The sequence below is a fragment of the Lysinibacillus sp. RS10 genome (genome assembly GCF_041956855.1).
Classification (GTDB): domain Bacteria; phylum Bacillota; class Bacilli; order Bacillales_A; family Planococcaceae; genus Lysinibacillus; species Lysinibacillus xylanilyticus_A.
The window spans coordinates 1505690-1526070 of the sequence record NZ_CP167122.1 but is presented as its reverse complement, the minus strand read 5'-3'; the positions used below and the strand labels follow the sequence as shown (position 1 = coordinate 1526070).

Sequence of the window (20381 nt, the reverse complement as noted above, 5' to 3'; positions counted from 1 at the left end):
AATCATTCTCCTTGTAGGCCTTGTATTGGACTGGCAATGTTTTCATTGACTAAAAATAGAACTTTCCCTTCAACTGTACCATTCCCCCACTTTACCTGTAAAAGGTTTTCTTTTTTTATAACCGTTTTCGTAGGTAATGAACGCAGCACCTTTTCATGTAGTAATGGTATGAGCAATGAATCTATTTTGGATTCATCAAGCTCTACTTGCATTTTTTTAGTGTACTGTTCCTCAACAATCGAAATATATGGATCGAGCCAATTAGGTAGATCTTTCTTTTGCACATAGTCAACTTTTTCTTTATGAATGCCTTTCACTAATACACGCCACCGCTTCTGTTGTAGCGTTTCCATCGTGAGCTTTGTTGGAATTTTAAACGAACACTCAAGCCAATAATCAGCGTAAACCTCTCCCTTTGCCCCAACAAAAACATCGTCTTCACCACTTTCAATTACTCCGCTTACGAGCGTATCACCTTCGTATGCCGTATCATTCACTGAAATTTTACGTTCACCATTTTGAATATTAAAGTGAGTAATCACACCACTTTTTGTTGCTACTAAATGCGTCGCAAGTTTTTCATTCGTTTGTTTAGTTTGTTTAGGGGACTCCTGAGGTCGTAAAATTACACGTCCGCCATACTTTTCAATATGCACCCATGAAAGATCTCGATGCTCTTCTAAAAGCTTCTGACGAATGACAGCGTCTGAAGGTAAGACTTTTTTAGTCATGGGCGTTTCTAATTGAAATGTATTTTGAAAGGTCTTGCCTAGACGTTGCTCTAACTCTGGAGATGCCGCTTCTATGTCGACACGCCAAATAACCTGTGCACATAGTAATGGAATTAATATCATCATCGCTAGGCCAAGCAAGGTCCAAAGCTGTGCCCGAAAAACTTGAAGCTCATCAGCATAATAGACAGCCATTTTAAGTCGATATTGACTGCGTACACGACGAATTTTGGGTAGATAGTGCATAGTTGTTTCAAAAGCAACCTCTTGCTCACGGAAGACAACACGCTTTAATGGTACATGTTGTGCGTGCAATGCTTGAATAAAAGGATGAACATTTTCGTGGCGCTTTATACGTATGATAATTGGTCGATTATTCCACATTATCGCTCACACCCATATCCTTTGTCATTTTCATATGAAGCTCCTGCAAATCCTCTACAGAAAGATGAAGCATTTCTTCTTTAAGAGCATTAATTTCTACTGATTTTCCACGCACAGTAATATGATAGTCTGCATAGATAAAAGAGCATGACGAAGCATCAGCATGTAAGAAACGGTATGGGCCAATGATTTTTAATGTTTCATATTGGAATAATTCAAGTAGTGGCGTTAATTGAAATAGTTTTCTCATAAAAAATGCCTCCTTCTTCGGCAATATATGCATCGAAAAAGGAGGACATGCTGATTATTTTCTTTTTGCTTTCGGTGGACCTAAAACTTCTGCCATTACAACAGCCTGCATGAATGATTTTTTTGAATTTGGTAATTGAAAAGCCGACTTTGATCCAGCTACTTCCACCTCTTTTTTCCCAGCTGCCAAACGACCAATACTTTCTCTTTTCGTGGTACGACTAATTGTCTCAGTTGGGATTAACGGTGGTGCTATATAACTTGGCATTTCCTCTTTCACTGTTTCTTTAACATTTTTCTTTGACTTTTCCACTTTAGGCTGTTCATTGTTCCAATCTCCTAAAAATTCACGTGTAAAATCCTCAAAGCTTTGCGCTTTAGCAGTAGGACGTTGTTTTTGAACCTCCTCAACTGGAGGCTCAACATATGAATCCTTATTAAAAGGTGGCATTGTTTTTTGTTCTTTCTTATTTTTGGATTTCCCGAAAATAGAGCTGACTATGGCAATTATCGCAACTATAATTAATTGTTCCATTTATTAGTACCGCTCCCTTCCGTTTCTATGCGTTAGATTCATTGGTTTCTGGCTTATCTGAGCTTACTTTAGAAATGGAGTCTCGCATAGCTGTATCCGCTTGAATATTACGGTAGTTCATGTAATCCATAATACCAAGATTACCCGAACGTAGAGCCTCTGCCATTGCCTGTGGCACCTCAGCTTCTGCTTCTACTACTTTTGCTTTCATCTCTTGTACACGCGCAATCATTTCTTGCTCGTTCGCTACGGCCATTGCACGACGTTCCTCTGCTTTCGCTTGGGCAATGTTTTTATCTGCCTGCGCTTGTTCAATTTGTAATTCTGCACCGATGTTTTTGCCGATATCAACGTCTGCAATATCGATCGATAAGATTTCAAACGCTGTCCCAGAATCTAGACCTTTTGATAATACAGTTTGAGAAATCATATCAGGATTTTCAAGAACTGTCGTATGACTAGAGGCGCTACCAATTGTAGAAACGATCCCCTCACCTACACGGGCAATAACTGTTTCTTCACCAGCACCACCGACTAAACGTTCAATGTTTGCGCGCACTGTAATACGTGCCTTCGCTTTTACTTCAATCCCGTTCATAGCAACACCTGCAATAAATGGTGTTTCAATAACTTTCGGGTTAACAGACATTTGTACAGCTTCTAATACATCACGACCTGCTAAATCAATTGCCGCACAACGTTCAAATGTTAACTCGATATTTGCACGATGAGCTGCGATTAACGCATTGACTACTCGGTCAACATTACCTCCTGCTAAATAGTGACTTTCAAGTTGATTAATCGTAACAGGTAATCCAGCTTTATGTGCTTTAATTAACGGGTTCACAATTCGTGATGGGATTACACGACGTAAACGCATCCCGATTAACGTGAAAATACTAACACGGACGCCTGCTGCAAGTGCAGAAATCCACAGTGCCACTGGTACAAAGGTAAAGAATACTGCGAGCACAATAAACAATACGACTAGCCCTGCAATTGGACCTATTAAAGCTAAATCAAAACCCATTTGCTATTCCTCCATCTCTTTTTCTGTTGGTCTCACAACAATACGTGAGCCTTCTACTTTAATAATTTCTACATGTTCCCCTGCATCAACGTAACCACCTTCTGATACTACGTCAATACGTTCACTACCAAATAGCATTGTACCTGCCGGACGGAGTGGTGTAATTGTTTTACCCACTTTTCCGAGCAACTCTGTGCGATTAACGTTAGACACATAGCCTTCTTCCGTTGTTGTCGCATCCAACAAGACTAACTTGTTTAAAACATGCAATTTTTTACCGAAAAATTTCATCAGAATCACCATTCCTATTATCGCTACAACAAGCGCAATGAAAATCGCTAATATCATTTGCATCATGTTTGCACCTGCCAGTATTAGACTTAGTAATATAAGCACGCCACCTAAAACACCAACAATACCTCCGGGGACAAAAAACTCCGCAATGACAAGAGCTAAACCTACAATAAATAAAAGTAATGTTTCATAACCTGCGAAGCCCGCTACCATATGACCAAAGAAAAATAATCCAAGAGCTGACAATCCCATTACACCTGGAACACCAAAACCTGGCGAAAACAGCTCCATGACAAGCCCCAAGCTAGCAATCGACAACAGTATTGGTATTATTATTGGATTCGTAATAAAACGAGCAATTTTTTCTGAAAAAGTAGGTTCAATCTGTACGACATCACTACCTTTTAATTGCGTTTTTTCCAAAAGATCTTGGAAATTTGAAACGGTTTCTTCAGAATAACCAACTTCTTTTGCCTCTGAAGCAGATAAAGTTAATAATTTCCCTTTTTCTGCTCGAAAATCTGGTAAATCAAAGGATGCATCAGCCATTGCTCGTGCATATTTTGGATTGCGATTTGACGATTCCGCAGCTGCCTCCATTTGAGCAAGCCACGCACTATGAGCCTTTAAATCTGCCATATTCCCTGCTGAGTCGATTACCGCAGCCGCACCGATTGTTCCATTTGGCACCATATAGATTTCATCCGCATGTAAGGCTAAAAAGGCACCTGCAGAATGCGCGTTTTTGTTAATATACGCAATCGTACGTATGTCCGTTGCATCCATAAGCATAGCAATATCATCCGCTGCATTCACGAAACCTCCAGGCGTATGAATGTCTAGAATTATTGCTGTTGCACCGTTTTCTTCCGCCTCTTTAAAAGCTCGTTCTAAAAATGCGTGAAGCCCTCGTTCTACTTCATTATGAATAGGTATGTGGTAGACCTTGCTACTTGCAAAAGCCGACGTTAATGGAAACGCTAACAAAAAAGTCATCCAAATAACTAATAAATAGCTGAGGAACCTCCGTCTTCGCATCTTTTTCCCTCCCTTCCAACATGCTTCTCTTCTGTATATACGATTGACCATGTAAAAAGTTTCACAAATCCTAATAATTTTATTATACAGTGAATTTTACATCTGCGGGACTTTATTAATCGATATAGTTAACGATGTATCAACGGTAATATAAAAAGCCAAATGGATCGCAATGATCACATTCGGCTTCTTCGATATGTACGTAAATTTGAGCACAAAGTAAAATACCCGAAATTAATCAAAAAATGATTAATTTCAGGTATATTTTTGTCTGCTCAGTGAATCATACAATTGCGTGTTATGAACGTAGGGATTTTTAATGGGAAATTAAATTACCACTTACGTTTACGTGCAGCTTCTGATTTCTTTTTACGTTTAACGCTAGGTTTTTCGTAGAACTCGCGCTTTCTAACTTCTTGAATTGTACCACTTTTTGATACAGTACGTTTGAAGCGGCGAAGAGCATCTTCAAGCGATTCGTTTTTGCGAACGACAGTTTTTGACATCTCTCTTTCCCTCCCTCCGAACACACGTCAGTACACAAATAGGCAAATAACCTTCTGCTGTGTACTAAAGAATTATAACGTATTGTCTAAAAATGGTCAATAGAAAGTGTAAGAATTAATATGGTGAATTTTTAATTTTATTTCTTGAGGAATTTCAGGTTGATTTTTTGACCACAATATATTGAATCTTTTCATCATTGGAGGTACCTTTATCCCCGCTGATACTTAGGGCAGATTATACCCCACCTTGTTTGCTCTGGGCGTTATCGTGCCCGTTAATGCGGGATCAATATGTATTTCAAAAAAATGGTTTACAAAAAATAGAAAATAGGCGTAGAATAATCACATTCAATTGCATAACAGCCTAATCTCAATAATGTTTGAGAACGGAGGAACCAGTATTTTGGGGTTAATTCTGCTTTAGCAGAAGGAATGAGAAACTCTTTCGCCATTCTACCCGTCAGCTAACTTCGTCGGCTCCAGCGAAGGGGGTCATGTTAGACCACTATTATGAGTATGTTTATTTTTTATGCCTTTATAATCTTGAAGCATTTAAAACAGTTGGTCTTTTTATTATGTAAATTTAATATTTTTTAGGTGATTTTAAAAATCTTTATCCAAACATTGAGGAGATTAACATGAAAACAGTTAAAAATAAATTAAATCCTCCTAAAATACTCGTGTTGGGCTTTGCAACTATTATCCTGATTGGAACGCTTTTGTTAACTCTTCCTATTTCGACAGAGAATGGTCAGGGACTTTCTTTTTTAGACGCCTTATTTACGGCTACTTCTGCAACGTGTGTAACTGGGCTGATTGTTGTAGATACTGGCGATACATTTTCAGTATTTGGAGAACTAGTCATTTTATTTCTTATCCAAATTGGTGGATTAGGCTTTATGACGTTTGCAACATTATTATTTTTACTATTAGGAAAAAAAATTTCCTTAAAAGAAAGACTTTTATTAAAAGAAGCCTTCAATAATATTACAATGGCTGGTCTTGTTAGATTGGTTAAAAGGATACTACTTTTTACTGTAGTCATTGAAATGATAGGTGGTTTAATTTTATCTATCCGTTTTTCGTTCGATATGCCTGTAGGTAAAGCAATATATTTCGGTTTCTTTCACTCCATCTCGAATTTTAATAATGCTGGATTTGATTTAATGGGGGGCTTTAATGGGTTGACCGAATATGTAGACGACCCGTTTATCGTTTTAACTATTTGCGCTCTTATTACAATTGGGGGCTTAGGGTTTATCGTCATAAATGAACTATATGAATATCGGGAAACAAAACGCCTTTCCGTGCATTCAAAAATTGTATTAACTACAACGCTTATTTTAACAGTTGGCTCGACGTTTTTAATTTTCTTATTTGAATATGGAAATAGCAAAACCATTGGACCATTGTCTGAATGGGGCAAATTCCTTGGTTCATTATACCAAGCTGTTACTCCAAGGACTGCTGGTTCTAATACTCTTCCTATTGGAGACTTAACACAATCCACACTATTTTTAATCATCTTACTGATGTTCATTGGTGCAGGTTCTGGTTCCACTGCTGGCGGAATAAAAATAACTACCTTCGCGCTTTTAGTTGCCACGATGTGGTCACAAATTAGAGGAAAAGAAGATGTTGTCCTCTTTAGACGTAGAATAGTTAACGAAACCATATTAAAAGCTTTAACAGTCACAATGTGCGGCATGATGATTGTTATACTCGTCACGTTTGTCTTAAGTATTACCGAGCAAGGACATAGTTTTATGATGTATTTATTTGAGGCAACCTCTGCGTTTGCTACAGTTGGACTTTCAATGGGTCTAACTCCAGAGCTATCACCTGGTGGCCGACTCGTCATCATATTGACAATGTTTGCAGGGAGATTAGGTCCATTAACAATTGCTTTTGCCATAACAAAACGACGGAAATCTGAGGCATTCCGTCATCCTAAGGGAAATATTATGATTGGGTAATCACGATAAAGGAGTGTAGAGTGCAATGTCTATTAAACAATATGCTGTAATTGGCCTAGGTAGATTTGGAACAAGTGTAGCTCGCAGATTACATGAAGCCGGGCAGGAAGTTTTAGGAATCGACATTAATGAGGAAAGAGTCGAAGATGCCGAACTATATGTGACACATGCAGTAGTCGCTGACACGACAGAAGAAAAAGCTCTTACCTCTTTAGGAATAGGCAATTTCGATTATGTCATCGTTGCAATAGGCAATGATATGCAATCGAGTATTTTAACCGTATCGTTATTAAAAGAACTTGGCATCAAAAAAGTGATTGCAAAGGCTCTTGGAAAAAGACACGGGCAAGTTTTAGATAAAGTAGGAGCTGACTGGATTATCTATCCTGAAAGAGATATGGGAGAGCGAGTTGCCAATCAGCTTCTCTCACCCAATATGCTAAACTATATTGAATTATCAAAAGAATACAGTATAGAAGAAATTATGATTCCTTCAAAGATGGCTGGACAAAATCTGCGAGATTTAGACCTTCGCGCGAAATATAATGTAAGTGTCATTGCCATTGTTCGAGAAGGAGACATTATCATTTCTCCCTCTCCTGAGCAGATTATTGAAAAGGAAGATTTATTAGTAATGATTGGTCACCGGAAGGATCTTGCTTTATTCGCAAATATCGAATAAGCAATCAAATAGGGTATATCAAAAGGAGTTTTCTTTTGATATACCCTATTTCTTTTTCTTACTATACAACCAATCTCTATTATCTTATAAAATCTCTATAGCCTCTTTGAACAGTAGCTTAAAATTCCGCGAGACAAAAAGATATCAATCTATACCTCGGCATAATTGCATTCGGAATCGGCTTTGTACTTGCACAAGCAACTACTTTATTTTACTATCCCATTTTCCAGAAACGGCAGATAACATTAACCATGGCTCGATCACTAAATTAATGAAAATATGAGCTACGATTGGAGCAAAGGTACTTCTTCCAGCCATAATATATAACATCGCGAGAAGACTTCCTAAAATTGTAGTACATATAATCACAGGTAGTGCAATCTTCCAATCTCCTCTCAAAAGTATCCATGCACCGTGAGCCATTCCAAATAGTAGTCCAGAAATTAGTATTTGCAATAGATCTGAAAATGCAATAGATAATAAATATTCCATAAGTAAATGTCTAAAAACCACTTCTTCGACTATTCCAGTCACAATAGCAATCCATATACCGATTATTTTAAGCCAGGAAAAGGTAAATAAATGTGCTCTTACGAAAGGTAATGCAATGATTGTATAGGCGATGTAACCTATTACAATCAAAAGTGTAAAAATCCAAATATATAAATTTGAAATTACTTCTCTCTTATAGCCAATTCCATGTTCAATAAAACCTACAGGATTATTCACAAACCAAAAAATTATACTGACTGTGAGGACAGTCGCAATAATTGTCAATATCCAACCTGTTTTAATTCTTTCTTTTGAAGTAGTTAATGCCCCCATACGATAAATCAACCTCCTTTTTGAGCTCAATATATCGAATGAAAAGCACGCAAACAATGCGTTTGGAGTAACATGTTGCCACGATTGTGTAACATGCCTTTTTCAAAGAATAACCTGCATTTTCCCAAACACTGGGTATGCTATAATTTTTTGAGAGGTGATAATTCTGAAAATAGAGATAAAAATTGATACAGAGTATGAAGAACCACACATTACAATTTGTACAGCTAAACTTACTCCAACGATTCAAGCTGCTATTTCGTTATTACAACAAGAGAATGAAGAGCAAATTTTAACAGGAATAGCCAATAATAAAACATATATCATTGATCCAAATTCAATTATTGTTATTCGAACTGAAGGAAGAGAATTAGCTTTATATGATGAGGATGAGCATCGTCTTATTTTAAGTAAACCTTTATATGAATTAGAGCAACTATTGGGGAATAATTTTATACGGATTTCTAAATCTGCAATTATAAACCTATCAAAAATTAAAAATATTGAGGCTTCATTTAATGGAACAATGGAAATTGAGCTAGTTTTGGGCATTAAAGAAGTAATTTCTCGTAATTATCGAAAGCAATTTAAAAAGCGTTTGGGGGTTTAAATAGATGCATTTTATTAAGAATGTAGGATTTGGTATAAGTATGGGATGTACAGTTTTTGTTGTTATTAATCTTTTTGGTTATTGGATTTTTGGAGACAATTTTTTAGAAGCTGTTATGGCTGATTTCATACATCAGGTTTTAGGTTCAATTATTGTAGGAGTTGCTTGTGTATTACCATCATCTATTTATAAAGTAGAGCGTTTAACGTTTTTACAACAAACGGCTATCCATTTTACCATTTCTATAGGAATATTTTTAGTTGTTGCGTTACTTTTAAATTGGATTCCAGCATCATCTCTAGGATCGATTCTGTTAATGTTATTTTTCAGTATTTTACTTTTTACTATTTCTTGGCTGCTATTTTATTTATACAACCTAACTGAAGCGAAAAAAATGAATAGAAAGATTAATAAGCTAATCAATAAGCATCATAACAACCTAAAATAATTTTATACAAAAAAATGATGTGAAATTTCAACTCACATCATTTTTAGAATGGATGATTTGGTCTATCGTTTAAGGTTTTTAGGTAAAACAGGTAAGCGCATAAAGGCTTCGAGATGCCTGAAAGTTACTAGAATAACAAATCGGAAACTACTTGTACAATTAACAAGAACAAGATAATAGGTAAAAGCGTTTGAATCCATTTACCTTTCATATAAGGTAAAATTTTCAATCCAATAAACGATCCGAAAATTGAGCCAACAGTTACAGGTATAGCAATTCCCCAATTCATAATGCCTAAAAAGTAGTAAAAGACAAATGCTCCTGAACAACTTGAAAATGATATGATTCGTGTAAACTCAACTGCTTTTATATAAAGATAATGCTTTTTCAAATAATACGTTATATTCATCAATGCTGATCCTGGTCCAAAACCCCCATCATACATACTAATAAGAAATGGAATAGCCAATGATGTCGGCTGTATTTCCGTTTCTTTTTCATCAGCTGCTAGAAAATTATTGCTCTTTACTACAATGAAAAAGGCAAAAATAAGTATGATACAAGCGATAACATTCATTATTTGCTCGGATAAGCGAGTAGCAAAAAATGCACCCATTACACCTCCAAAACTAGAAATTATAATAAGGGGTATAACGGTTTGAATTGAAATATTTCTTTTTACAATAAATGTTATAACATTTGATAAAGCTGAAACGCCTGTTGCAAATTTATTGATCGCAACAGTTGTGTGTATTGGAACTCCAACTAATAACATAGCAGGCAATAAAATAAATCCAGCTGCACCAAACATAACACCTATAATTGCGGCAATTACCCCAATAGTAAATAGTTGCAATCCATTTATTGAAATCCATTCACTTAATAAAACTCCCATAAAATCACCTCTACCTTAAAAATACTGATATAATCCATATAAAACAATTTAATATTTTTAGCAAATTCATAATTTTTTTTTATGAAAGAGGTGTTTTATGAACTTACATTCATTACGAATTTTTACTAGTGTAGCAAGGCTAGGAAGTATTACGGCAGCTGCAAATGAACTACGCTTAAGTCAACCTGCTGTCACAATTCAAATACGTAATTTAGAAAAAGAATTAAATCTAAAATTAATCAAAAATAAAGGGCGTGGTATCCAACTTACAACAGAAGGACAATACATTTACGAACAAGGTCAACGCTTATTTTATTTAGAAGAACAAATGACTGAAAAAATAAAAACATTTATAACAAAAGAAGAAAAAATACAGATTGCCTCATCCTATATTCCGATTAATTATGTTTTGCCTCCGTATATTGCGGAATATAAATTGATGAAGCCAAACGTAAAATTTGTTATTTCATTAGGGAATGTTAAGAATGTAGAAGAACAATTACTAAATTATCAAGCTGACTTTGGATTTGTGGTTCAAGGCAATCTAGAACGAGAGGATTTAAACTTCGAAAAAATAGTAGACATAGAATTTTATTTTGTCGCACATCCATTGCATAAACTGGCGAACCAAACAGTACCGCTGAAGACTTTGTCAAAAGAGGAAATCGTTTATCGAGAGAAAGGTAGCGCCACGCTAGATTTACTTGAAGCTATATTTTACACAAATGATTGTCCTTTACCTAAAGTAGGCGTACAAATGCAAGGCTTACATGAATCGATCAAGGTTGTTGAAGCAGGTTATGGCTTTATGCTTGCCCCTTCTTTTAGTGTGACAAATAGCATTGAAAGCCAAAAGTTAGCTCGGATTTATATTGATGGAATTGATATTAAACAAAGCTTATTTATTTGCACGAGGAAAAATGAAACAATTGAACACCCCTTTATACAATTTCTAAAAGAAAACTTAGATATAAAGTGATAATTAGGTGAAATTCTTATCAAATTAAGCCCCCTTTAGCCATCCATGTAGGGCTAGGCTAGTACCTGGACACAATGAAGTACAGACCTCCCTTTTATCCCAGAGGGTCTAAAAAACCTATCTAGGTGCATTATATAGATGGACTGCAACAGCGGCATGATGTCCAAGTTTAAATAAAAGTGGGGCTAGTTCGTAAAGAACAGCCCCACAACCACTACTATATTTGATTTAAGTAACCTTAATAATTAGAATCTGCAATTAAGCCATTCATAATGGCTACACCAGAGCTTGCTCCAATACGAGTTGCTCCAGCCTCAATCATTTTTTTCATGTCCTCTAAGCTTCTAACACCGCCAGACGCTTTTACACCTAGCTCTGGACCTACTGTTTTACGCATTAAGGCAATATCCTCTACTGTAGCGCCACCTGTAGAGAAGCCAGTTGATGTTTTCACATAATCAGTCCCTGCTGCGACCGCTAGCTCACATGCTTTCACTTTTTCTTCCTCTGTTAGTAAGCAAGTTTCAATAATAACTTTCACTAGCGCACTGCCTTTTGCCGCTTCAACAACTGCAGCAATATCCGCTTGTACAAGGTCATAGTTTTTATCTTTTAAAGCACCGATATTAATGACCATATCTACTTCTTTAGCGCCGTTAGCAATCGCATCTTTTGCCTCAAATGCTTTAACTGCTGGAGTATTAGCACCTAGAGGGAAGCCAATTACAGTACAAACTAAAACATCTGAGCCTTGTAAAAGCTCACTACTATATTTTACCCAAGTCGGATTTACACAAACAGAAGCAAAGCTAAATTGTTTTGCCTCGGCACAAAGTTTTTCGATTTGCTCTTTTGTTGCTTCAGCCTTTAATAATGTATGATCAATCATACGCGCAAAATTTTGTTCCATTATTAGACTCTCCTTCTATCAACAAGTTGTACGTACCTCTTTGGCATCATACCATTTTTTCACGTTGTCGTCTAATTTCTTTCTTTTTATTAGATGACAATTTTAGTAACTCTTAGAAATCCCGCTTGATTCGCTCCCACTGAACAAGGTTTTGCTGAACTTGCTTAGTTATTCGCTTAGATGGACTGCTTTTCTGAGGTTAGTCCGCTCACCTCCCCTGTTATTCGCTCAGGTACTCCGCTTTTCCGCTCGGCTTCCTCTGTTACTGCTTAGCATGTAGATTTTTAAAAGAAACAAAAAAAAGGATTGTCCTATCAAAAAACGATAGGCAATCCTTTTACTATCTAACTGTTTCTAATACACGCACAAATTGTCCTTTAGAATGAGGGTATCCAGCTTGGGTAATTTTCACCTTCACAAGCTGACCGATTAGGCTTTCCGGACCTTCAAATACTACTTTCAAGTAGTTATCTGTATAACCAGTTAAAAGTCCTTCCTCATCACTTCCATCATGCACGAATTCTTCTGGAATTACTTCTAGTACTTGATCCTCAAAGCGAGAAGCATATTCCTTCGCCAATTGGTCATTTAAAGCGATTAAGCGGTGAACACGTTCGTTTTTAATATCCTCATCAATTTGGTCCTCCATACGTGCAGCTGGTGTGCCTGTACGTGGAGAGAACGGGAATACGTGTAATTCAGAAAACTTATGATCACGAATAAAGTTATACGTTTCCATGAACTCTTCTTCAGTTTCTCCTGGGAAACCTACAATTACGTCAGATGTAACTGCTAAGTCTGGTAAAGCTTCATGTAGTTTAGTTAAGCGTTCACCGAAAAACTCCATTGTATACTTACGTCGCATACGTTTTAAAACTGTGTCAGAGCCAGATTGGATTGGAATGTGTAAATGGTTAACTACGATTTTTGATTCACGTAACACTTCAATCACTTCGTCTGTTAATTGACTTGCTTCAATTGAAGAAATACGGAGACGTTTTAAACCTTTAACATTCGCCTCTAGTTCACGTAGTAATTGTGCTAGGTTGTAATCTTTTAAGTCTTGTCCATAACCGCCTGTGTGAATACCAGTTAGGACAATTTCAAGATACCCTGCATCCACTAGTTGTTGTGCTTGGCTTAATACTTCCTTAGGGTCACGAGAACGCATTAACCCACGAGCCCACGGAATAATACAAAAAGTACAGAAATTATTACAGCCCTCTTGTATTTTTAAAGATGCACGTGTACGGTCTGTAAATGCTGGTACATCTAGTTCCTCATACACACGATTTTTCATAATGTTGCGTACAGCATTAATCGGTTGACGCTCATTAAGATATTGCTCGATATAACCAAGCAATTTTGTACGATCCTGTGTTCCAACAACAATATCAACACCAGGTATCGCCATAATTTCTGCTGGAGACGTTTGAGCATAGCATCCTGTTACACAAATAACAGCATCCGGATTTTGACGAACAGCACGTCGAATGACCTGACGTGATTTTTTATCCCCTGTATTTGTTACAGTACACGTATTAATGACATAAACGTCGGCTTGCTTATCAAATTCCGTACGTTCATAGCCTTCTTCTTTAAATAACTGCCAAATTGCTTCTGTTTCATAATGATTTACTTTACAACCTAGAGTATGGAAACTCACGATTTTTGATCGCTCGTTACTCATAATATATATCATCCTTTCAAAAATACACTACAATAAATAAATTTATCAACGTGTCTTATAATAGCACAAATAAATATAATGAGCCTAGCTTTTTGGTTAGGGTTATTATATTTCATAAAAAAACAAGCACCATAATATTTAGTACCAATTATTTGTTTATATGGATCACTTGTGTATTAAGTGCTAGATCGGCATACCTTAGAATTTGATCCTTGCTTGGACGTTGATAGCGTCACAAATTATTTACCGGTCCTAAAAAGATGGTCTTTCTACTATTATAATTATCATGCTTTTAGACAAAAAATTCAGACCACCCATCATAGTAATGTGCTGCCTTGTGATTCTCAACAGCTGAGTCCATGTCTGCTATTGAATCGAATGTTGTGTATGTTTCTAAGTATTCAATTGCCATCGTTTTCACCTCACTTTCTTGATCCTTATACCAATTACTTGAATTTTTCTTCTACAGCTGCTAATCCTTCATCTATGATTCCCAGTAACATAGTCGCAAACTCGACAACTTCACTGGATTCATCGTACTTGATAATTCCTTTCAAGTAACCTTTTACGGTAGATAATACGAGCGTTTGCTCTAATAAATAGTTAGAACGTTCATGCTCGAACTTAAAATAATTATTCACGGATACTCCTCCCCAAAAAGTAATTTAATAAACCTGTGGAAGAAAATAAAGCATGATAATTTTAGCGAAAAAGAGCTATTGGAAATTGCTGAAGTGCTTGGAGAAATATGAAGCAAATTTTATCTTAGAAGATGAAACGAAGATATAACGTATATAGATAATGAGGAAACAGATAACTAATATTGGTTGTCTGTTTTTTTATATGTACTTTAAATGCATACTTTCTTACAATGATATTTGGAAGGAAGTGCATTTATAAATGAAGAAATTATTTTATATCGGGGCATTATCAGTATTATTACTGACAGCGTGTGGCGAGGAAGAAGCTAAACCTAAAGAAGAAACCCCTGTTGCAGAGGACCACTCAAAAACCGTTGATGAAAACGAATTAAAGGATTATGCCAGTAATATCAAAGCTGGAATGTTTGTTAAAAATATTTCATTAACTGATAATTATAGTGTCATTGAATATTATGCTAATTTTGATGAGTATAAAATCGATAATACTGATAACTATTTAACGGTTGATGACTATAAGATATTCTTCGATACTGAGGAAACAATAGAAAAAATTCTTGTCATTGAAAACGTTGATTTGTTACGACAATTCCCTGAACTCACTGGAGCAAAAATGACATTACCGTTTGACGGGAAAACATATTCAATCGACATAGATAGATCGTCCGTTAATGAATACCTTGGCTTTAAAGTTGAAGATTTAAAAACGGAAGATTCTTGGACTACCAAATTCGTTAATCCTATCGGTAACGATGACCAAAAGCGACAAGATTTCATGAAAAAGTTCGGCAAAATAAATTAAGTCACTCAATTGAAGTTGCCTTTTTAACGCTATAATTTCATCAAATGAATTTAACTGGATAAGAATCGTAATCTTTTATTGCATTTAGGAATTCGGTATCTACTTTTTATAAATCATTTTTTTTAATAATACATCCTTTGTGCTAATCTGAATAGTGAAAGCACATAAGCTAAATATCGGTGTCTGCACACTGATTTTTCTGGAAATCTACCCTATGATTTTCACAAATTAACATGTGTGTTAATACAGTTTAGTATTAATTTTGAAACGTTTCATAAGTAAAGTTGTTTTTTCGACTAATTAAGCCGATTCAAAGTTTTTTGAATCGGCTCTTATTGTTAGGATTACTCACTGGGTATGGTTTTTTCTTACTCCTTCAAGCCTTACCACGACTATATTTATTCGCAATCAAATCATAATATCGTTTACTCAGGCACAACTTGAGTATGGAAACTCACGATTTTTGGCGGCTCGTTACTTTGGTAAATTAATTATACCTTGGGATAATTGCGTACGGATTCGCCTTTATGCTTACACAAAGTACTTGTTACAAAAAATATTTGCTGAAAGAAGATAAATTGTAAAAAGCAGTTGAAAATTAGATTGACCGAATTTTCAACTGTCAACTCAATTCTTGGATTTTTGTCTATGGCCATTAAATATTTCAGGGCTTTTTTTATGATTGCTTTTTTTATGATTACTTTTTTTGTATTGAACAGCCCTTTTTATCATTTCCAGACAGAAGACTCCCACTTCAATCATTAGCTACGTAGTGGGTAGTTCATGTATTATAATCCTCTAAAACTATGAATTATCATTGACCAGCAGGAGGAGTAAGTCCTAAAAGAACAGGAGTTATTATTTGACTACCAGGTCCAAGGCGAACTTGTTGAACTTGCACTACTTTTACAGTAAGTTCCAGTACAATTTTTTCACGCAATGTGCTGAAAGTACCTTCTGGTGCTGCCATAATTGGTGAAAAATCAAGTTCAAAGAAGTTTGCAGCTATTAATTCGCCAAATGGTTGTTCATTGTATTTAACAAGATTTTGGAAGAAAGCCTTATCCAATCGAGCATCCATTTGAGTATTTTCATTTAGGAAGTTTACTTCGGAAAACTCGGAAATTCCAAAGATCGGAGTAGGGCCTTCAGGTGTTTGTGGGAAAGTAAGATCTGTAAAACCAGAAAACTGAACATCGGCAATTCTATCTCGAAGTGCCCCATTACATGCTGCTGAAGCATATTCTATATTTTTCCGAATATGCCCTGCTACAAATAATTTAGCCCTTGTTACCTTAAAAAAGTCAGTTGTACCAATACGTGCAAAGCTAACCGGTACTAGTTTAACTTGATTTAGGAATACATTTTTTTTCACTCTTTTGATTTCAGTTGCTGCTGGAGTAAGCGTAATATCCGACTCCACAACTATTTGAAGTGTCGGTTCTGCAAGTACAACTGGTACTTTAATAATTGGACCCGTAACTGGTGTAGCGTGTATTGGAGTAACTTCACTAGCTAATGGTATTTGTTCAGTCGATGTCACTGGACAAGGAAGGCATTGATTTTCTAATTGATCACTCAAACAGATTCCTCTTTTCATTTTTTTTAGTATTAGAGAGCGCTCTCTATATTTCTAGAATATGTAGTAATTAGCTATATGCATAGACGTATATACTAGTTATTCAACTGATAATCAATTATGCCTCGGCAGAATTGTATCTGTCGCTACAAAAGGCATTTGCTGAAAGAAGTTAAAAAAAAGATTTTTGACGTGAACAATAAGTTTCAATTATCCTCTAGACCCTCAACACTCGAATTTGCTGTATTTGTAGCATATGAATAATTAATTCTAATACTATGTTTTGGCACAATTGATTTGATTGAACTAATGACTCATGTTGTGTAGGTACCGTATTCATTGTGTGATATGCCGTATACTCAATATTTTGATTTATAAATCCTTCAATAATTAAATTTCCCTTTAACGCTGTACAAGTCCCATTACCTAATGTTTGAGAAAACTGATTAGGTACAAATCTACTATTGGTTAATACTATCTCATTCGAGATGTCTTTAACTCCCGCAATTCCATTGTCAAATACAAAATATTCTTCTAGGCATATTTCAATTTTGTACTCTCCTACTACAACTGGAACTCTAATATTCATAAAATCATCTGAAGTACAAGAGTGATTATGTGTCTCTCCTTTTTTAATTGATTGTGTATTATGTAAGGGAACTGCAACTGATTTAAACGGATTATTCTTCTGATTATTGTTATCAAAAGTATCATTTTTCATTAAAAATATACTTTCATTTATTTTAGAACGAACCAAACGACAATTAGGCTGTTCAGGATAATCCATCGTAGTATTAATTAGTTTGGTTTCAAATTGAGGAGAAAGGTGATTGTTTTGATCAAAAAATTCAAATGTATTTTTAGCTATCTCACCACAGATAGGAGCATGGAGAAAATCATCAATTTCAACGTGAGTAGAAATTAGGATTTTTTTGGTTAGAGAACATACTTTTCCTTGTATTGAATCGGGAAATGCACTGACATGACCTGCAGGATTGGTTTTCTCCAGATCTTCTGTATCTGTAAGACTCATAATTTTATCCTCACCAGCGGTTTCAGAAAAACTTATAAATTCACGATTAGAGTCTGGTTGAGCTGCAAAATCTTGTTCTTCCATAGGATTCGTTCCTTCTGCCTCTTCTGTTTCAAGGAGATTATTCATTTCATCCTCAATTTCAATTTTAGAAGCAATGAGCAGTTCACGATTGGAATCTAGATGTGTTGCTAGATCCTGTTCTTCTATAGAATTCGTTCCTTCTGCTTCTTCTGTTTCAAGGAGATTATTCATTTCATCCTCAATTTTAACTTCAGAAGTAAAGAGCAGTTCACGATTGGAATCTAGATGTGTTGTTGCTAGATCCTGTTCTTCTATAGAATTCGTTCCTTCTGCCTCTTCTTTTTCAAGGGGATTATTCATTTCATCCTCAATTTTAATTTCAGAGGTAAAGAGCAGTTCACGATTGGAATCTAGATGTGTTGCTAGTTCCTGTTCTTCTATAGAATTCGTTCCTTCTGCCTCTTCTTTTTCAAGGGAATTATTCATTTCATCCTCAATTTTAATTTCAGAAGTAAAGAGCAGTTCACGATTGGAATCTAGATGTGTTGCTAGATCCTGTTCTTCTACAGGATCCGTTTCACCTACCTCTTCTGTTTTAAGGAGATCATTCATTCCATCCTCAATTTTATTTTCAGAAGTAAAGAGCAGTTCACGATTTGAATGAAGATGTGTTGCTAGATCCTGTTCTTCTATATAATTCGTTCCTTCTGCCTCTTCTTTTTCAAGGAGATTATTCATTTCATCCTCAATTTTATTTTCAGAAGTAAAGAGCAGTTCACGATTTGAATGAAGATGTGTTGCTAGTTCCTGTTCTTCTATAAAATTCGTTCCTTCTGCCTCTTCTTTTTCAAGGGAATTATTCATTTCATCCTCAATTTTAATTTCAGAAGTAAAGAGCAGTTCACGATTGGAATCTAGATGTGTTGCTAGATCCTGTTCTTCTACAGGATCCGTTTCACCTACCTCTTCTGTTTTAAGGAGATCATTCATTCCATCCTCAATTTTATTTTCAGAAGTAAAGAGCAGTTCACGATTTGAATGAAGATGTGTTGCTAGATCCTGTTCTTCTATAGAATTCGTTCCTTCTGCCTCTTCTTTTTCAAGGAGATTATTCATTTCATCCTCAATTTTATTTTCAGAAGTAAAGAGCAGTTCACGATTTGAATGAAGATGTGTTGCTAGTTCCTGTTCTTCTATAAAATTCGTTCCTTCTGCCTCTTCTGTTTCAAGGAGATTATTCATTTCATCCTCAATTTTAATTCCAGAAGCAATGAGCAGTTCACGATTGGAATCTAGATGTGTTGCTAGATCCTGTTCTTCTATATAATTCGTTCCTTCTGCTTCTTCTGTTTCAAGGAGATTATTCATTTCATCCTCAATTTTAACTTCAGAAGTAAAGAGCAGTTCACGATTGGAATCTAGATGTGTTGTTGCTAGTTCCTGTTCTTCTATATAATTCGTTCCTTCTGCCTCTTCTTTTTCAAGGAGATTATTCATTTCATCCTCAATTTTAATTTCAGAAGTAAAGAGCAGTTCACGATTGGAATCTAGATGTGTTGCTAGTTCCTGTTCTTCTATAAAATTCGTTCCTTCTGCCTCTTCTTTTTCAAGGGAATTATTCATTTCATCCTCAATTTTAATTTCAGAAGTAAAGAGCAGTTCACGATTGGAATCTAGATGTGTTGCTAGTTCCTGTTCTTCTATAAAATTCGTTCCTTCTGCCTCTTCTTTTTCAAGGGAATTATTCATTTCATCCTCAATTTTAATTTCAGAAGTAAAGAGCAGTTCACGATTGGAATCTAGATGTGTTGCTAGATCCTGTTCTTCTACAGGATCCGTTTCACCTACCTCTTCTGTTTTAAGGAGATCATTCATTCCATCCTCAATTTTATTTTCAGAAGCAATGAGCAGTTCACGAGTGGAATCTAGATGTACTGCAAGATTCGCTCCCTCTACAAGGCTGCTTTTATCTTCTTTTTCTATATCAAGGAGATCATTTACAAAATCGGAATCAGGAGAATTTAACATTTCACATGTAGAATTAGGTTCAGATGTATAATCTTGTCTTTTTGGAGGCTTAATTTGACTCTTACAAATGATGAAAACTTTTTGCTTAGAAGAAATTCCCTTCATCTCACTATAGTTAATCCATGGAGTTTTCATTAATTCACTCCTCGTAATAAAGTTTTAAGAAATAAAGTGCAACAGTTAATTCTTAAAATATTCCTACGCTTTTTTTCAACTAAGACATCTTCTTGATCGATTTTTCGTTTAGACTTTTGAGTTCTTCTAGGAAACATGATCAAAATTCGTTTTCTTCAAGAAAAACTCACGTAATAACCCATTTTTATTGCTTTTACTAATGCCTAAAAACAAGCACTTTTCTATTTTTACCCGGAGATATGTAGATGTGTTTAGCTCATAAAGATGCCCATATTACGAATGTCAGCAAGTACAATTTAAACAACAAAATTATAAGCTACTTTTATTTTGAACTAAGTG

Annotated in this window: 19 protein-coding genes and 1 riboswitch; of the genes, 6 read left to right on the top strand and 13 right to left on the bottom strand. The window is 35.6% G+C overall.

Going from position 1 to position 20381, the window contains the following annotated elements:
- Nucleotides 1-2 precede the first annotated feature (2 nt).
- From ACB089_RS07655 to rpsU, 6 genes are all read right to left on the bottom strand, one after another.
- On the bottom strand, nt 3-1115 hold the full coding sequence (locus ACB089_RS07655) for a sporulation protein YqfD (protein WP_374965904.1): 1113 nt from the start codon (nt 1113-1115) through the stop codon (nt 3-5).
- On the bottom strand, nt 1105-1365 hold the full coding sequence (locus ACB089_RS07650; protein WP_068983613.1) for a hypothetical protein: 261 nt from the start codon (nt 1363-1365) through the stop codon (nt 1105-1107). The genes ACB089_RS07655 and ACB089_RS07650 overlap by 11 nt, the downstream gene beginning before the upstream one ends.
- Nucleotides 1366-1419: 54 nt before the next feature.
- Nucleotides 1420-1899 carry a hypothetical protein gene (locus ACB089_RS07645; RefSeq protein WP_374965903.1) on the bottom strand — a complete coding sequence of 160 codons (480 nt, stop codon included), beginning with the start codon at nt 1897-1899 and terminating at the stop codon, nt 1420-1422.
- A gap of 25 nt (nt 1900-1924) precedes the next feature.
- The gene (gene floA, locus ACB089_RS07640; RefSeq protein WP_068983615.1) at nt 1925-2929 is read right to left on the bottom strand and encodes a flotillin-like protein FloA; all 1005 of its coding nucleotides are present in this window, start codon (nt 2927-2929) and stop codon (nt 1925-1927) included.
- A gap of 3 nt (nt 2930-2932) precedes the next feature.
- Entirely contained in the window at nt 2933-4261 is a 1329-nt protein-coding gene (locus ACB089_RS07635) for a nodulation protein NfeD (RefSeq protein WP_374965902.1), read from the bottom strand.
- A 332-nt stretch (nt 4262-4593) separates the two neighbouring features.
- Nucleotides 4594-4767, bottom strand: a complete 174-nt coding sequence (gene rpsU, locus ACB089_RS07630; protein WP_004227078.1) for a 30S ribosomal protein S21 — start codon at nt 4765-4767, stop codon at nt 4594-4596.
- Between the two features lie 351 nt (nt 4768-5118).
- Nucleotides 5119-5261, top strand: a riboswitch (cyclic di-AMP (ydaO/yuaA leader).
- Nucleotides 5262-5405: 144 nt separating this feature from the next.
- Here rpsU and ACB089_RS07625 point away from each other — a divergent pair.
- Both ACB089_RS07625 and ACB089_RS07620 read left to right on the top strand, forming a co-directional pair.
- Complete coding sequence (locus tag ACB089_RS07625) at nt 5406-6743, top strand: TrkH family potassium uptake protein (protein ID WP_374965901.1); 1338 nt, start codon at nt 5406-5408, stop codon at nt 6741-6743.
- 25 nt (nt 6744-6768) lie between these two features.
- A complete protein-coding gene (locus ACB089_RS07620) occupies nt 6769-7425 on the top strand; it encodes a potassium channel family protein (protein WP_374965900.1) in 657 nt (218 codons plus the stop codon).
- Between the two features lie 201 nt (nt 7426-7626).
- Here ACB089_RS07620 and ACB089_RS07615 read toward each other — a convergent pair whose 3' ends face one another.
- Nucleotides 7627-8250 carry a CPBP family intramembrane glutamic endopeptidase gene (locus ACB089_RS07615; RefSeq protein ID WP_374965899.1) on the bottom strand — a complete coding sequence of 208 codons (624 nt, stop codon included), beginning with the start codon at nt 8248-8250 and terminating at the stop codon, nt 7627-7629.
- A gap of 157 nt (nt 8251-8407) precedes the next feature.
- Between ACB089_RS07615 and ACB089_RS07610 the strand changes: the two genes are divergently transcribed.
- Both ACB089_RS07610 and ACB089_RS07605 read left to right on the top strand, forming a co-directional pair.
- The gene (locus tag ACB089_RS07610) at nt 8408-8860 is read left to right on the top strand and encodes a LytTR family DNA-binding domain-containing protein (protein WP_374965898.1); all 453 of its coding nucleotides are present in this window, start codon (nt 8408-8410) and stop codon (nt 8858-8860) included.
- A 4-nt stretch (nt 8861-8864) separates the two neighbouring features.
- A complete protein-coding gene (locus ACB089_RS07605) occupies nt 8865-9308 on the top strand; it encodes a DUF3021 domain-containing protein (protein ID WP_374965897.1) in 444 nt (147 codons plus the stop codon).
- Between the two features lie 127 nt (nt 9309-9435).
- Here the strand turns inward: ACB089_RS07605 and ACB089_RS07600 are convergent, their stop codons facing one another.
- Nucleotides 9436-10203 (bottom strand): sulfite exporter TauE/SafE family protein, encoded by a 768-nt coding sequence (locus ACB089_RS07600; RefSeq protein WP_374965896.1) that lies wholly within the window; start codon nt 10201-10203, stop codon nt 9436-9438.
- 97 nt (nt 10204-10300) lie between these two features.
- Between ACB089_RS07600 and ACB089_RS07595 the strand changes: the two genes are divergently transcribed.
- Nucleotides 10301-11182 carry a LysR family transcriptional regulator gene (locus tag ACB089_RS07595; RefSeq protein ID WP_374965895.1) on the top strand — a complete coding sequence of 294 codons (882 nt, stop codon included), beginning with the start codon at nt 10301-10303 and terminating at the stop codon, nt 11180-11182.
- Nucleotides 11183-11420: 238 nt separating this feature from the next.
- On the opposite strand, the gene deoC is transcribed toward ACB089_RS07595, so the two are convergent.
- The 3 genes from deoC to ACB089_RS07580 all read right to left on the bottom strand — a co-directional run bounded on the left by deoC (nt 11421) and on the right by ACB089_RS07580 (nt 14423).
- Nucleotides 11421-12092, bottom strand: a complete 672-nt coding sequence (gene deoC, locus ACB089_RS07590; RefSeq protein WP_374965894.1) for a deoxyribose-phosphate aldolase — start codon at nt 12090-12092, stop codon at nt 11421-11423.
- A gap of 340 nt (nt 12093-12432) precedes the next feature.
- Nucleotides 12433-13782 (bottom strand): tRNA (N(6)-L-threonylcarbamoyladenosine(37)-C(2))-methylthiotransferase MtaB, encoded by a 1350-nt coding sequence (gene mtaB, locus ACB089_RS07585; RefSeq protein ID WP_374965893.1) that lies wholly within the window; start codon nt 13780-13782, stop codon nt 12433-12435.
- Between the two features lie 446 nt (nt 13783-14228).
- Nucleotides 14229-14423, bottom strand: coding sequence for a hypothetical protein (locus ACB089_RS07580; RefSeq protein WP_374965892.1), 195 nt, complete (start codon nt 14421-14423; stop codon nt 14229-14231).
- 259 nt (nt 14424-14682) lie between these two features.
- On the opposite strand from ACB089_RS07580, the gene ACB089_RS07575 reads away from it, so the two are divergent.
- Nucleotides 14683-15243, top strand: coding sequence for a hypothetical protein (locus ACB089_RS07575; protein ID WP_374965891.1), 561 nt, complete (start codon nt 14683-14685; stop codon nt 15241-15243).
- Nucleotides 15244-16057: 814 nt separating this feature from the next.
- On the opposite strand, the gene ACB089_RS07570 is transcribed toward ACB089_RS07575, so the two are convergent.
- Together ACB089_RS07570 and ACB089_RS07565 are read right to left on the bottom strand one after the other, a co-directional pair.
- Nucleotides 16058-16825 carry a CsxC family protein gene (locus tag ACB089_RS07570; RefSeq protein WP_374965890.1) on the bottom strand — a complete coding sequence of 256 codons (768 nt, stop codon included), beginning with the start codon at nt 16823-16825 and terminating at the stop codon, nt 16058-16060.
- A gap of 214 nt (nt 16826-17039) precedes the next feature.
- A complete protein-coding gene (locus ACB089_RS07565) occupies nt 17040-20042 on the bottom strand; it encodes a BC_2427 family protein (protein WP_374965889.1) in 3003 nt (1000 codons plus the stop codon).
- Nucleotides 20043-20381 lie beyond the last annotated feature (339 nt).